Genomic DNA, 13708 nt, shown 5'->3' with positions numbered 1-13708 from the left:
TTCCATGACCGATGAACAAGGGCAAACGTTGTTGTACACCCTTTTTGGTACAACCAGCCCTCATTGGCGTCTGACCGCGGACAGCGATGCATTGCATTTTGCCGAAGATGAGTCGTCACAAACTAATATCGCCCTGCCGCTGACACCCGGCCAGGCTGCAATGATCCGCGCAATGCCCGTCATTACTTCAAGTATCAATCTGACCATGTCCCTGCAAGGCATTGATGTGCCAATGCATTTTGTCGGACGTAAAGTGAACCAGGCCTCCTGGGCCGGAACCGCTTCTGCCTGGGGAGATACGTCTGCGGTCGCCCGTGACCTGACCCTGGGCCTTTCATTCGCCGAACAAGTGGTTTCTGAAGCTAATTCAGTGATTGTTATCCTCGATCAGCGGGGCAATATTCAGCGTTTTAACCGCCTGAGTGAAGAATATACCGGTCTGAATGAACATGAAGTTATAGGTCGAAATGTCTTTCAGTTGTTTATGACCCGGCAGGAAGCCTCACAGTCGCGGCGCAACATTGCAGGCTTCTTCCGTGACGGTAACTCGTACGAGGTGGAGCGCTGGGTCAAAACCAAAAAGGGCCAGCGACTGTTTCTGTTTCGTAATAAGTTTGTTCACAGCGGCAGCGGCAAAAATGAAATTTTCCTCATCTGTTCTGGTACAGACATTACCGAGGAGCGACGTGCCCAGGAACGCCTCCGGGTGCTGGCAAACACCGATACGGTCACCGGTTTACCTAATCGCAACGCCATTCATCAGCAGATTAGCCTGGCGCTGGAGCGCGCCGGGCATGATGAGACCGGTGTCGTCTATCTCGATCTCGATAATTTCAAAAAAGTGAACGACGCCTACGGTCATATGTTCGGCGATCAATTACTGCAGGCAGTCTCTCTCGCGATTCTTAGCTGTCTGGGTAAGGACCAGACGCTGGGTCGTCTGGGTGGCGATGAGTTTGTGGTGCTGGCTGAACACACCAGCCAGGCTGCGCTGGAGGCGATGTCCTCCCGCATTCTTGAGCGCCTGCGACAGCCTTTCCGTATCGGACTGATTGAAGTTTACAGTGGCTGTTCCATCGGTATCGCTTTCGCACCGCTGCATGGCGAAGATAGAGAGAGCCTGATTCGTAACGCGGACACCGCGATGTATCACGCTAAAGAGAATGGTCGCGGCAAGTTCTGTGTCTTTGCCGCCGAGATGAACCAGCGGGTCTTTGAGTATCTGTGGCTGGACACCAACCTGCGCAAGGCGCTTGAACTCGATCATCTGCTGGTACATTACCAGCCCAAAATTGATAGCGATGGACAGGTTCGCAGCGCCGAGGCATTAGTACGCTGGAACTCACCAGAGCGAGGTATGGTTTCGCCCGCAGATTTTATTCCCTATGCCGAAGAGTCGGGGCTGATTGTGCCGCTGGGACGCTGGGTAATGCTCAACGTGCTTCAGCAGATTATCGTCTGGCGTCAGCAGGGCATTTTCCTGCGCGTCGCTGTCAATGTGTCTGCCCGTCAGTTGCTCGACCAAAGTATCTACACCGATCTGAAACAGGCACTGCATGAGGCGAATATCACTGATTGTCCGATTGATATTGAGCTCACAGAAAGTTGTCTGATTGAGAATGAAACTGAAGCGCTGAAGCTGATGAAACAGTTTCAGGAGCTGGGCGCACAGGTTCATCTGGATGATTTTGGCACCGGTTACTCTTCGCTTTCTCAGCTCGCACGTGTGCCGATCAATGCGATTAAGCTCGATCAAAGCTTTATCCGCGACATCAATAAACAGCCGGTATCACAATCGCTGGTGCGTGCAATCGTCGCCGTCGCTAAGGCGCTTGATTTGCAGGTGATTGCAGAAGGTATTGAGACGCCGGATGAAGAGAAGTTCGTGCTTAAAAGTGGTGTTGATGGGCGTCAGGGTTACTATTACGCAAAACCAATGCCCGCAGAACAATTTGGGCATTGGCTGGCTAAGCATCCTGCCCGCGTTTAATGCTGGTCCGGATTAACCCGCTTTACGCAGTGATGCGCTGTGGCGGTTTTGTAACTGTACCAGGCGTTCCATGTAAGCAATATCTTTAGGTTCGATAGTAAACGCGTAATCGACCCAATCTTCTGTGATATCCATGAGCTCAGCGCGTGACAATTGCAGCACGCGCTGGCGCGCTTTCAGCATCGCCCGCACGCCATTGAGTTTAGGCCGTAACGTGTCGATAAAGGTGCGAGTGGCACGATAGCTGTCGCCTGGCTGGAAGACCTTATCAACCAGTCCACGCGTCTCATACCACTCAGCGCTGTGAGACTCTCCTTCACAAATCAGCTCTTCGGCCAGTTTCATGCCGGAACGACGCGCCACCAGTGAGTAGCCGCCCATACCTGGGAACAGGTTAAAAGCAATTTCCGGGAAGCCCATCCGCGCATTGTTTTGCGCCAGAATGAAGTGATGCGCCAGCGCCGCTTCGAATCCGCCGCCTAACGCACTGCCCTCAATCATCGCCAGCGTCACCGCGCCTGTATCAAAACCGCGTGCTGCAGAATGGATGCAGTCCACGCAGGCACGCGCATAAGCCCGGAGCGCCTCGCGGCGGTTGTTGCGAATGCACTCAACAAAGAAGCGCAGATCGCCACCGGCGTTGAACATTTGCGGAACCAGTGACCCGGTGACCCAGAAATCGATTGGCAGGCCGGAACGCTGAGCGGCGTAGCTCAGGTTCATGATCTCTTCAATCAGTTCATGGTTGAAACTCGGACGGGGCTGTGCACGCAGCATCATCCACATGGTACGACGCCCTTCTTCGTAATAGGCGACTAACTGCGTGGTATTGCCGACTTCGGTAAATAATCTGCACGTTGCTTGGTTAATAACTGTCATTGTCTCATCCTCTGTTTATATTTTGATGCGTTAAATACGCCACATCAGCGTAATGCAGAGTGAGGCCAGACCAAATGAGAGATTGATTTACAACACAAAATCCAGAGTGATCCCCGACTGGCGCGCCGGGGATTGATTAGGCAGGTTACTTAATAGCGGCACGCTGCCCGACGGCAACATGGAGACGCTTAAGGCGTTTTGAATAGATAGCGGTGATAATGGGCACCAGCACTGAGGTCACAATGACAGATGTGGCAACCAGCGCCGTTGCGGCAGGCGCAACCGGTTTAAACTGCGGCAACATCTCGGCAATCAGTACGGGTGTCGCCACTGCGGCGCCTGCCGTACTGGATGCGGCTATACCGGCCGTGCCATCCCCGCCGCCAATCAGCCGGTCGGCCAGAATAAGCGGGATACCTGTAATGATGATCACGGCGATGCCCAGCATGATGCCCAGCAGTCCGGTTTCCGCAATCACGCCCAGGTTAATGGTGTTACCCAGCGCAAAAGCGAAAAAAGGAATCAGCGTATGTACCGCTTTTCCGAAGAAGTCACGCAACTCCGGATCAAGATTTCCTAATGCAAATCCGACCACAAACGGCAGGACAGCGCCCACAAACACGTGTGGCTCGAATGAGGCGATACCCGCAGTACCCAGAATAACCATGGTCATTAATGGCCCGGACTCCAGTGACATCAGCACAAACGCGCCAGCCTCCTCTTTGGAACCGTATTGCTGCATGATCGAGGCATAAAGGCCGCCATTCGTCATGTCCATTGCAGCCACCAGCGCCAGCGTGGATAAGCCCGCGAACATCCCCACTTCTACCCCATTCTCCGGCATCACGCGTGAGGCGATAGCCGCCACAACCCAGGCAACGGCAATTTTCGTTAACACCAGCGTCCCCGATTTACGCAGTACCGTGCCGGTAGCGCTGAGCTTTATCGATGCTCCCATACAGAAGAACCAGACGGCCAGAATCGGCACCGTCCCCGTCATCAGACCGTTGGTGAAAGAGCCGAAGTATTTCCCGGCGCCGGGAGAGAATGTATGGCAGAGTGCGCCGATAAACAGCGGAATAAGCATCATGCCGCCCGGAATTTTGTCTATTGCCCGTTTGATGTGCATACAGGTTTCACCTTTGCTTTGCCAGTGTTGGAGCAGGAAGTGCCCGAAGGCGATGAAAGCAAAGTAGTGATTTGAGGTTATTAAAACAGTGATCGCCCCGATATAAATGAAACGCTGTTTTATTTTTTCAGGATGGATGTTTTGATAACTATGATGGAGATCGCCATACCAGCGGCAATGGCGACAAAAAAAAGGGACGCCGTCGCGTCCCGTTCGTTATTTTTGCCCGTACCAGGCATTCTCACCGTGCTTCCGCAGGTAGTGCAGATCGAGCAGCGTCTGATTAATGGGCGGCAGGTTAGCAGTAAGCTGCTGGCTAAAGAGCCCCATATAGGCCACCTCCTCCAGGACAACCGCGCTGTGTACAGCGGCATGGGCGTCTTTACCCCAGGCAAACGGGCCGTGGGAGTTGACCAGTACCCCAGGGATCGCCGAAGGCGATAATCCGCGCTGCGCGAACGTCTCAATAATCACTTCGCCCGTGTTCCACTCGTACTCGTGCTGAATCTCTTCGTTACGCATCGCGCGGGTGCAGGGGATCTCGCCATAGAAATCGTCGGCGTGCGTCGTTCCCCAGGCCGGAATGGGTCGTCCTGCCTGCGCCCAGATGGTCGCATGACGCGAATGCGTATGGACAATGCCACCGACTTCCGGCCAGGCGAGATAGAGCGCACGATGCGTCGCCGTGTCCGATGAAGGGCGTTTATCCCCTTCTACTACATTGCCACTCACCAGATCGACCACAACCATGTCGTCGCGCTTCATCACTTCATAGCGCACGCCGGAAGGTTTAATCACCAGCAAACCCTGCTCGCGATCAATCGCGCTGACATTCCCCCAGGTAAAGGTCACCAGGTTGTATTTGGGTAGATCCAGATTCGCTTCCAGAACCTGTTGTTTAAGGTGTTCCAGCATCTCTTTTCTCCTGCTGACAATCGTCCCTGAATTTTGCGGAGTCGGACGCGAAAGGGTTATGGAGCAAATGGCTATAAACGCAGAAGGAATGGCTGTGAATGAAAAAATGTGCCGTGATTTCAGAATTTTCCATCTTCGGAATTATTGCAGAACGCTTAGAATCCTCTCAGACAATGCGTGGACCTGTTGGCCTGGCGCATTGTGACTCACCCGCTACAAACGGTTTGTCCATGGTGATCACATTTCTATGCCGTCAGGGATGAGGCAATAATGCGGCACAAGCGGGCTGAGGAAATATCGGAGCTATACTAAGAGTGTTGCCTCTGTGAGCACATCAAAGGAGAAGTGTATGACTACAACAATGAAACGAATCACTGCCGTTGTACTGGCTACCACGTTAGCTGTTGCCCTGAGCGGCTGTTCTAACTGGTCTAAGCGTGACCGCAACACCGCCATTGGCGCGGGCGCGGGTGCGATTGGGGGTTCAGTATTGACCAATGGTAGCGCGCTCGGCACAGTCGGTGGCGCCGCAGTTGGTGGTATTATCGGTCATCAGGTCCACTAAGGACCTTATTAAAAGAATAAACGGCTACGCTAAGCATCTACATGACCATCGGGCTACTTCGGTAGCCCGATTTTTTTAATTCAGCCGCCCGCCAGTTTGACTTTCATCCCTTTAGCTTCCAGCAGGCTTTTCAGTAAATCGCGTTTGTCACCCTGAATCTCGATAACACCCTCTTTTACCGATCCACCACAGCCACACTTCTTTTTCAGTTCAGCGGCCAGCAGCGTCAGTGCTGCATCATCCAGATCAATGCCGGTGATCAGACAGACGCCTTTGCCTTTGCGTCCGCTGCTCTGGCGCTGGATGCGTACAATGCCATCCCCTTTTGGCCGTTCTGCTTTAGTCTCAGGCTGGGTAATGCGCCCGCTGTCGGTGGAGTAAACCAGTCGATTATCATCTGCCATTATGGTGTCTCCAGACTGTGCAGGATCGCCTGCAGGGTGGCGGCGGGATCGGCAGATTGGGTGATTGGACGCCCTATCACCATGTAGTCTGCGCCCGCCTGCTTCGCCTGCTGGGGTGTCATGATGCGACGCTGATCGCCTGCATCGCTGCCTGCCGGGCGAATTCCCGGCGTGATCAGCGCAAAATCCTGACCCAGAACCTGTTTGAAGCGAACCGCTTCATGTGCAGAACAGACCACGCCATCCAGCCCGCATGATTGCGTCAGCTTCGCCAGTCGTTCTGCCTGTTCGGCAGGCGAAAGTGTAATGCCCAGCTCTTTGAGATCGTCTGCATCCATGCTGGTCAGTACGGTCACCGCAATCAACAGAGGCGCATCTTTGCCAAAAGGAAGCAGCGCCTCGCGCGCTGCGTTCATCATCCGCGCGCCACCGCTGGCATGGACGTTGACCATCCAGACGCCGAGATCGGCAGCAGCAGCCACGGCATGGGCAGTGGTGTTAGGAATATCGTGGAATTTCAGATCGAGAAAGAGCTCAAAGCCGCGCTGCTGCAGGGTGTTAACCAGCGAGGGTCCGAACAGCGTAAACATCTCTTTGCCCACTTTCAGTCGGCAACTGCGGGGATCAATCTGGTCTACGAAACGCAGCGCGCTGTCGAGGTCATGGTAATCCAGCGCGACCAGAATCGGCGAAGCGGTCACATTGTGGGGTGAAGACATGGCATTTCCTCAGCAACAGGCGCCCGCAGGCGCATTAGACAAACGGCAAGCATTCTACCTGCGGTATCTGACCATCACAATCGCCTTTGCCCCTCTGCCCGGCGTTTTATGCACGATGGCGGAGGTCAGGGAGGTGATAATTCAATAGTATGTTGTAACTATAATAAGGTGTGTGCTGTGCGCGGCGGCCAGTTTTACTGGCCGTCGAGCCCACGAATAGGTTTAACGGAAGACCAGGTACGGCAGGATGGGCAGTGCCAGTAAAGTGCATGCGCGGTGAAACCACACTTCTGGCAGCGATAGCGCGGCTTGGTGCGAATCTGTTCGCCCACCATGTCACGCAGCACCATCAGGCTTTCTTTGGCACGGCCATCTTCCGCATCATGCAGGTTCAAATCCATCAGGCGATGGAACACACGCATCGTTGGATGGCGTTGCAGCTGTCGACTGATGTAGTTTTGCGCCGCTTCAGCACCCTGCTGCTGCTCCAGGATATCCGAGAGATAGAGTTCCGCTGCGGCTCCCGTATTCTCTTCCACACAACGCTGCAGGAAATCAGCCCAGGCTTCGGGCTGATTAAGCCGCTGGAAACAGGTCTCCAGCATCCCCAGCGTTTCACTGACCAGCTCTTTATCCTGATCCAGCACCCGCTGCAGATGGCCCACCGCTTTGGTGAAATCCTCTTTCTCCATGAAAATACGGCCCATCATGATAGAGATGCGCGCGCTGTTGCGATCGGCCGCCTCCCCTTTCTTCAGCAGGCTCATTGCGCGATCCAGGTCGTCGCTGCTCATGGCCTGTAACGCCAGTTCACAGTAGAAGTGGGCAATTTCGCCCTTCTGCTTATCTTTACCGAGCTTAACCAGACGTTCTGCCACCTCAATCGCCTGCTGCCAGTCGCTGGTTGCCTGATGGATCAGCAGCAGCTGCTGCAGCGCGCCCACCCGGAAGTCCGTTTCATCGGTGAGCTGCTTAAACATATCTTCAGCGCGGTCATAAAAGCCCGCCGCCATATAATCACGCCCCAGTTGCTGAACGGCGAGCAGACGCTGCTCGTAGCTCAGGGAAGCACTTTCCATGAGAGCCTGATGAATACGGATAGCGCGATCAACTTCGCCACGCGATCGGAAGAGATTACCCAGCGTCAGGTGGGCTTCTACCGTGCCGCTGTCCTCTTTGAGCATATCAAGGAACAGATCGACCGCTTTGTCCTGCTGATTTGAGAGCAGGAAGTTTACGCCAGCGACATATTCACGCGACAGTCGGTTGGCTTCCTGTTGCTTGTCCTGATGTGCACTGCGGCGGCCCATATACCAGCCATACGCAGCCGCCACCGGCAGTAACAGAAACAGCAATTCATGCATCGGGGATTATTCCCGGCCAGCCGGCGAAGCTGGCGTGGTCGCCAGAGCGGTACTCTGCTCGATTTGCGTCTGCATACGCTTGATTTTCCGGTTGGCGTTCGCCAGCGCGACGCGGGTCCGTAACCAGAACAGACCACAGATAATCCAGCCAAGCACGAAACCTGCGCCAAACAGCGATGCCAGTAAGGTCGAGATGCTGAACTCACCCTGCGCCAGCAGATAGTTAAAAGTAATGACCTGATCGTTATGCGCACCCAAAGTGACGGAAATAATAAAAATGACCAGTACCACTAAAAAAATCAGCAAATATTTCACAGTGCATCCTGTTGTGAGGTTGTCGGGTAGAATTATGCCAAAACTCCAGCAAAAATGCTGCTCCCAGCAGCATCGGCCAGGTCACTTTTGCGCAGGCCTGACTAATAATATGGGGTCTTAAGGGTGAATTACAATCAGGGCTCCCGCTGCGCCACCTCTTTTTGCTCTTCCGGCGGCAGCGTCAGTGGTCCACAGAATCGCTGTGCCAGCCAGGTAGCAACGGTGACCAGTATCCAGGAAAGTACCGTTGCCATTGCCAGATCGCGCGGCCAGTGCATGCCCAGCAACAGACGGCTCGCCATTACGCCCGTGGCCCACAGGAAGATCACCACCACGGTTTTATAGTGACGACGCGGCCAGAGCAGGCCCAATGCCAGTAGCGCCCAGCTGGCGGCAAACATGGTGTGTCCAGAGGGAAAAGCGAAACCGGTTTCAAATGCCCAGTGACGTTTCAGCCAGCCAGGGATCTGCGTCTCATCGGCTATCAGCGAGGTCACCATCTCCCCACGCTGTTTACGTTTGAGTTCGTAAAAGGTCTTTTCATCCAGTCCATGATGCTGTTCCAGCCAGATCACATAGGGGCGCGGCTCCTGTATCTGCTCTTTAATAAAGGATTTGGTGTATTGCCCGGCCAGAATCGTCGCGTTCATGATCAGCAGAAGCAGAATGGCGGGCTTCAGGCGAAAGCGCAGGCACCAAAGCATCCATGCACTCAGCAGCACGCTGGTGACAATGCCCCACGGATTGGTAACGGTTTCGGTCATCCAGAACAGACCTTTCAGCACCGCATTGCTTTCACCTGGCTGCCAGCGCCAGCCGGTAAGCCAGACGGCAACCGGCATGATCAACAGCAGCAGCATACCGAAGGTGGTTCGACGCGAAATCTTAAACATCCTCTTCCCTTATCCCGGTGTTAAAAGACAACAATTGCATAACTTTAGCTTAAAAAAGAATAACATAACCGTTGCCGATTGGATAATTGTGCTTTATCACTGCAATTGGTATCAGAGATTACCAGCCCGCTTGCAGGTTGTGGCACAATATTGCACGTTTGTCGGGCCACACTGGCCTGTGCACTATCATGATGATAGTGCATCCTCTGAAGGTTCTGGAGAGTCACATGCAGCTTAAACGGGTGGCAGAAGCCAAACTGCCCACGCCATGGGGAGATTTCCTGATGGTTGGTTTTGAAGAACTGGCAACCGGACATGACCACGTTGCACTGGTCTTTGGCGATATTAATGATAACGAGCCGGTACTGGCGCGCGTTCACTCCGAATGCCTGACCGGCGATGCGCTCTTCAGCCTGCGTTGCGACTGCGGCTTTCAGCTTGAAGCCGCCCTTAATGCCATCGCAGAAGAAGGTCGTGGTGTGCTGCTGTATCACCGCCAGGAAGGCCGTAATATCGGTCTGCTGAATAAGATCCGCGCCTATGCGTTGCAGGACAAAGGCTATGACACCGTAGAAGCGAACCATCAGCTAGGCTTTGCCGCTGATGAACGCGACTTCACCCTGTGCGCCGATATGTTCAAACTGCTGGGCGTAAATGAAGTGCGCCTGCTGACCAATAACCCGCGTAAAGTTGAGATCCTCAGCGAAGCCGGGATCAACATCGTTGAGCGTGTGCCGCTGGTTGTGGGACGTAATCCGAAGAATGCGCACTATCTGGATACCAAAGCGGCGAAGATGGGGCATCTGCTGCCGAAATCCTGAATGAAAAAGCCGGGTCGCCCCGGCTTTTTTTGTCAGTCCAGCATATTGCGGATAACGTAGTGCAGGATGCCGTCGTTACGGTAATAGGTCAGCTCATTACCGGTATCAATGCGACAGCGGGTGTCCAGCTCCTCTTTACTGCCGTCAGCACGGGTCAACGTCACTTTCACGCTGCAGCCTGGCGTCAGTGCCTGAAGATTCTCCACGTCAATACGCTCTTCACCGGTCAGGCTCAGGGTTTTGCGGGTCACGCCCTGCGGGAATTCCAGCGGCAGAATGCCCATGCCGATCAGGTTTGAGCGGTGAATACGCTCAAAAGATTCAGCAATGACAACTCTCACACCCTGCAAACGTGGGCCTTTCGCCGCCCAGTCGCGGCTTGAACCGGAGCCATACTCAAGACCGGCAATCACGGCCAGCGGTATACCTTCCGCCTGATATTTCATCGCCGCGTCATAGATAGCCAGCTGCTCGCCACTCGGATAATGACGGGTATAACCGCCCTCCACGCCTGGCACCATCTCATTGCGGATTCGGATGTTGGCGAACGTGCCGCGCATCATCACTTCATGGTTACCGCGACGGGAACCGTAGGAGTTAAAGTCGGTTCGCTCAACGCCGTGTGACAGCAGATAACGTCCGGCCGGACTTTCAGCTTTAATGCTGCCCGCCGGTGAGATATGGTCCGTGGTAACGGAGTCGCCCAGCATAGCAAGGACCCGCGCACCGCGAATATCCTGCACCGGCTTAGGCTCTTTCTCCATATCATCAAAGAACGGCGACAGACGAATATAGGTCGAGCCTTCATCCCAGTCATACGTCGCCGCTTCACTGACCTTGATCTCCTGCCACTCGGGCGTGCCGTCGAAGACTTCAGCGTACTCTTTATGGAACATGTCGCTGGTAACCTGCTGCACGGCTGTGGCGATCTCTTCCGGCGTTGGCCAGATATCTTTCAGATAGACCGGCTGGCCCTGACGATCGTGGCCCAGTGGCTCAGTCTGCAGGTTGATTTTCATATTACCCGCCAGCGCATAGGCTACCACCAGCGGTGGCGACGCGAGCCAGTTGGTTTTAATCAGCGGATGAATACGACCTTCAAAATTGCGGTTGCCGGACAGCACTGCACCGACAGTCAGATCGCCCGCTTTAATGGCAGACTCAATCTCATCTTTTAGCGGACCAGAGTTACCGATACAGGTGGTGCAGCCATAACCGACCAGATTAAAGCCCAGCTCATCAAGATAAGGGGTGAGTTGCGCGACGGCGAGATAGTCTGAAACCACTTTAGAACCGGGTGCCAGTGAAGCTTTAACCCAGGGCTGACGTTTCAGGCCACGCTCGACCGCTTTCTTCGCCAGTAAGCCAGCCGCCATCAGCACGCTGGGATTAGAGGTGTTAGTACAGGAGGTAATCGCACTGATTACAACGGCACCGTCGGTCAGTGTATGCGTCAGGCCGGTGTCACTGTCGGTGTATTCGACATTTTTATGCGGTTTCTGCGCCTGATTCACTTCCAGCTCGTTGCTGGCGTCAAACGCGGCAGGCACATCACCCAGCGAAACCCGATCCTGCGGACGTTTTGGTCCGGCAAGGCTCGATTCCACTTCGTTCATGTCCAGTGACAGGGTGCTGGTAAAGCGCGGCTCATCGCCGGCGTTACGCCACAGGCCCTGCGCTTTGGCATAAGCTTCCACCAGGGCGACCTGGTCGGCATCGCGTCCGGTGAGCGTCATGTAACTGAGCGTGACATCATCGACCGGGAAGAAACCGCAGGTCGCGCCATATTCCGGGGCCATGTTGGCAATAGTGGCGCGATCAGCCAGCGGCAGATCGGCCAGACCATCACCGTAAAACTCGACAAATTTGCCCACGACGCCATGCTTACGAAGCATCTGGGTAACGGTAAGCACCAGGTCAGTCGCGGTGATGCCTGGCTTGAGTTTGCCGGTGAGTTTGAAACCCACTACATCCGGAATCAGCATGGAGACGGGCTGGCCAAGCATGGCAGCTTCTGCCTCAATTCCCCCTACTCCCCATCCCAGCACGCCCAGCGCGTTGATCATGGTGGTGTGGGAGTCAGTGCCGACCAGTGTATCGGGCCAGGCATACTCTTCGCCGTTGAGCGTTTCATGCCAGATCGCCTTACCCAGATACTCCAGGTTCACCTGATGGCAGATACCGGTGCCCGGCGGTACAACCCGGAACTTATCAAAAGCTTTCTGTCCCCAGCGCAGGAAGACATAACGCTCATGGTTGCGCTCCATCTCCAGCCGGACGTTCTCCTCGAAAGCGTCATCATCGCCAAAGTGATCAACGGTAACTGAGTGGTCAATGACCAGATCCACTGGCGATAACGGATTCACTTTCGCCACATCGCCACCCAGGCGATTTACCGCTTCGCGCATCGCCGCCAGGTCAACTACGGCAGGTACGCCGGTAAAGTCCTGCATTAATACACGGGCGGGACGATAGGCGATTTCACGATCGGCGTGGGCATCTTTTTGCCAGTCAACCAGCGCCTGAATATCTTCTGCCGTAACAGAATCACCATCCTGCCAGCGCAGTAAATTTTCCAGCAGGACCTTTAGGGACTTGGGCAGACTGTCTATATTGCCGAGATGTTGAGCAGCGCGGGGAAGACTGAAGATGTGATATTTTTTGGTGTCGACCTGCAGTATTTCCTGACTCTGCTCGCGTAGGGTAGACGACATAGCTCCTCCTTTTTCATTCATGGTCTTAAACCTTAGAGAGACAAAGGTTTATGTTAAAGATAGACCAAAATTCGTTAACGATTTGATTACAACACAAATTGCCACAATCGCTCACAAACGAAAATGCCCCGTGAGATCACGAGGCATCATAAAAAAGGTGATTTAATTCAAATTACAGCGTTATCCACACCGCCGCAGACCAGAACGCAAAGGAGAAGGCATACGCGCTGAGCCAAGACATTTTAATCATATTCATTTGGTTCACTCCTTCGCCGGAATCTGGCGTAAAAGTTTTTGCGGTCACCTCATCAAGGCGACACCCTTTGGTCGTACGCAATGTGGTAAAGGGCAATTAACAAGCCCGCCGGAAACTCCGGTAATAAAAACTGCGACTAATAAATGGTCTGAAAAGGTTATTTACTCTTAGGGTCCAGGAATGACTCAATAAAAAGTCTCTGGTTATCACTCAAATCCCACGATTCGGGGATAGACACTTTCTCGTCCTTTGCAAGTGGTTCTTTTCCTTTGCAGGCAACCGGCTTGTGCTGACGTGAAGTCAGGGAACGTTTATGGCTGAGTGTGTTTGCCCACATGGCTTTAGCCCCAGATACGCCAAATCATTAACGCTACTACCACCCAGAACAGCGCAGAGGCAGCGAATACGGTTAACCAGGCATTGCGACGGGTGTTGCCGGTACGCTCAACCTTGGTGCTTTTTGCCGGGAAACCCGGTTGTACAGTCAGTCGTGTATTCATAGTTTTTGATAATCACTCTCAACAAAATGATTGATAACATCGATTAAGATTTAGGAGGAATCCTAAACGCGTTAAGGCCAAAAATCCAGTTATTTTTATTGAGCAAAACGATTAACAGTATTAATCAATAGGTGCCAGTAACGTAAGAAACCATTAACTTCGGAACAAATATTTAATTAAACAGAGAGCTAATAAATTTGAGTTAATTTAAAAACAGGTCCATTTAAAACTAAAGAGATCGCTA

Annotated in this window: 14 protein-coding genes; 3 read left to right on the top strand and 11 right to left on the bottom strand. The window is 53.6% G+C overall.

Annotation, left to right across the window (positions count from 1 at the left end; all coding sequences use genetic code 11):
- The first annotated feature begins 4 nt into the window (after nt 1-4).
- Nucleotides 5-1990: a cyclic di-GMP phosphodiesterase gene (pdeR, locus tag KTJ90_RS09155; RefSeq protein ID WP_105099139.1), complete on the top strand. Its 1986-nt coding sequence runs from the start codon at nt 5-7 to the stop codon at nt 1988-1990.
- Between the two features lie 12 nt (nt 1991-2002).
- Here the strand turns inward: pdeR and KTJ90_RS09150 are convergent, their stop codons facing one another.
- The 3 genes from KTJ90_RS09150 to araD all read right to left on the bottom strand — a co-directional run bounded on the left by KTJ90_RS09150 (nt 2003) and on the right by araD (nt 4913).
- The gene (locus KTJ90_RS09150; protein WP_003853843.1) at nt 2003-2869 is read right to left on the bottom strand and encodes a crotonase/enoyl-CoA hydratase family protein; all 867 of its coding nucleotides are present in this window, start codon (nt 2867-2869) and stop codon (nt 2003-2005) included.
- 145 nt (nt 2870-3014) lie between these two features.
- Entirely contained in the window at nt 3015-3998 is a 984-nt protein-coding gene (gene kdgT / locus KTJ90_RS09145) for a 2-keto-3-deoxygluconate transporter (RefSeq protein WP_008925272.1), read from the bottom strand.
- Nucleotides 3999-4214: 216 nt separating this feature from the next.
- The gene (gene araD, locus KTJ90_RS09140; protein WP_008925273.1) at nt 4215-4913 is read right to left on the bottom strand and encodes an L-ribulose-5-phosphate 4-epimerase; all 699 of its coding nucleotides are present in this window, start codon (nt 4911-4913) and stop codon (nt 4215-4217) included.
- A 349-nt stretch (nt 4914-5262) separates the two neighbouring features.
- Here araD and osmB point away from each other — a divergent pair, with 349 nt between their 5' ends.
- Entirely contained in the window at nt 5263-5478 is a 216-nt protein-coding gene (gene osmB, locus KTJ90_RS09135) for an osmotically-inducible lipoprotein OsmB (RefSeq protein WP_003853848.1), read from the top strand.
- 80 nt (nt 5479-5558) lie between these two features.
- On the opposite strand, the gene yciH is transcribed toward osmB, so the two are convergent.
- The 5 genes from yciH to pgpB all read right to left on the bottom strand — a co-directional run bounded on the left by yciH (nt 5559) and on the right by pgpB (nt 9173).
- Nucleotides 5559-5882: a stress response translation initiation inhibitor YciH gene (gene yciH, locus KTJ90_RS09130; protein ID WP_003853849.1), complete on the bottom strand. Its 324-nt coding sequence runs from the start codon at nt 5880-5882 to the stop codon at nt 5559-5561.
- Entirely contained in the window at nt 5882-6601 is a 720-nt protein-coding gene (gene pyrF, locus KTJ90_RS09125; RefSeq protein WP_003853850.1) for an orotidine-5'-phosphate decarboxylase, read from the bottom strand. Before pyrF ends, yciH begins: the two co-directional genes overlap by 1 nt.
- A gap of 194 nt (nt 6602-6795) precedes the next feature.
- A complete protein-coding gene (gene lapB, locus KTJ90_RS09120) occupies nt 6796-7965 on the bottom strand; it encodes a lipopolysaccharide assembly protein LapB (RefSeq protein WP_003853853.1) in 1170 nt (389 codons plus the stop codon).
- 6 nt (nt 7966-7971) lie between these two features.
- Nucleotides 7972-8280: a LapA family protein gene (locus KTJ90_RS09115; protein WP_003853856.1), complete on the bottom strand. Its 309-nt coding sequence runs from the start codon at nt 8278-8280 to the stop codon at nt 7972-7974.
- A gap of 134 nt (nt 8281-8414) precedes the next feature.
- Nucleotides 8415-9173, bottom strand: coding sequence for a phosphatidylglycerophosphatase B (pgpB, locus tag KTJ90_RS09110; RefSeq protein ID WP_008925278.1), 759 nt, complete (start codon nt 9171-9173; stop codon nt 8415-8417).
- Between the two features lie 227 nt (nt 9174-9400).
- Here pgpB and ribA point away from each other — a divergent pair, with 227 nt between their 5' ends.
- Nucleotides 9401-9994 carry a GTP cyclohydrolase II gene (gene ribA, locus KTJ90_RS09105; protein WP_003853859.1) on the top strand — a complete coding sequence of 198 codons (594 nt, stop codon included), beginning with the start codon at nt 9401-9403 and terminating at the stop codon, nt 9992-9994.
- Nucleotides 9995-10026: 32 nt separating this feature from the next.
- Here ribA and acnA read toward each other — a convergent pair whose 3' ends face one another.
- From acnA to KTJ90_RS09090, 3 genes are all read right to left on the bottom strand, one after another.
- A complete protein-coding gene (gene acnA, locus KTJ90_RS09100; protein WP_499026359.1) occupies nt 10027-12708 on the bottom strand; it encodes an aconitate hydratase in 2682 nt (893 codons plus the stop codon).
- 413 nt (nt 12709-13121) lie between these two features.
- Nucleotides 13122-13301: a YciX family protein gene (locus KTJ90_RS09095; RefSeq protein ID WP_071591715.1), complete on the bottom strand. Its 180-nt coding sequence runs from the start codon at nt 13299-13301 to the stop codon at nt 13122-13124.
- Nucleotides 13302-13305: 4 nt separating this feature from the next.
- On the bottom strand, nt 13306-13464 hold the full coding sequence (locus tag KTJ90_RS09090) for a YmiA family putative membrane protein (protein WP_003853864.1): 159 nt from the start codon (nt 13462-13464) through the stop codon (nt 13306-13308).
- Between the last annotated feature and the right edge of the window lie 244 nt (nt 13465-13708).

This window comes from Pantoea jilinensis (assembly GCF_019104105.1).
Classification (GTDB): domain Bacteria; phylum Pseudomonadota; class Gammaproteobacteria; order Enterobacterales; family Enterobacteriaceae; genus Pantoea; species Pantoea eucalypti.
The sequence above is the reverse complement of the archived record's forward strand: the minus strand, read 5'-3'. Positions and strand labels throughout refer to the sequence as shown.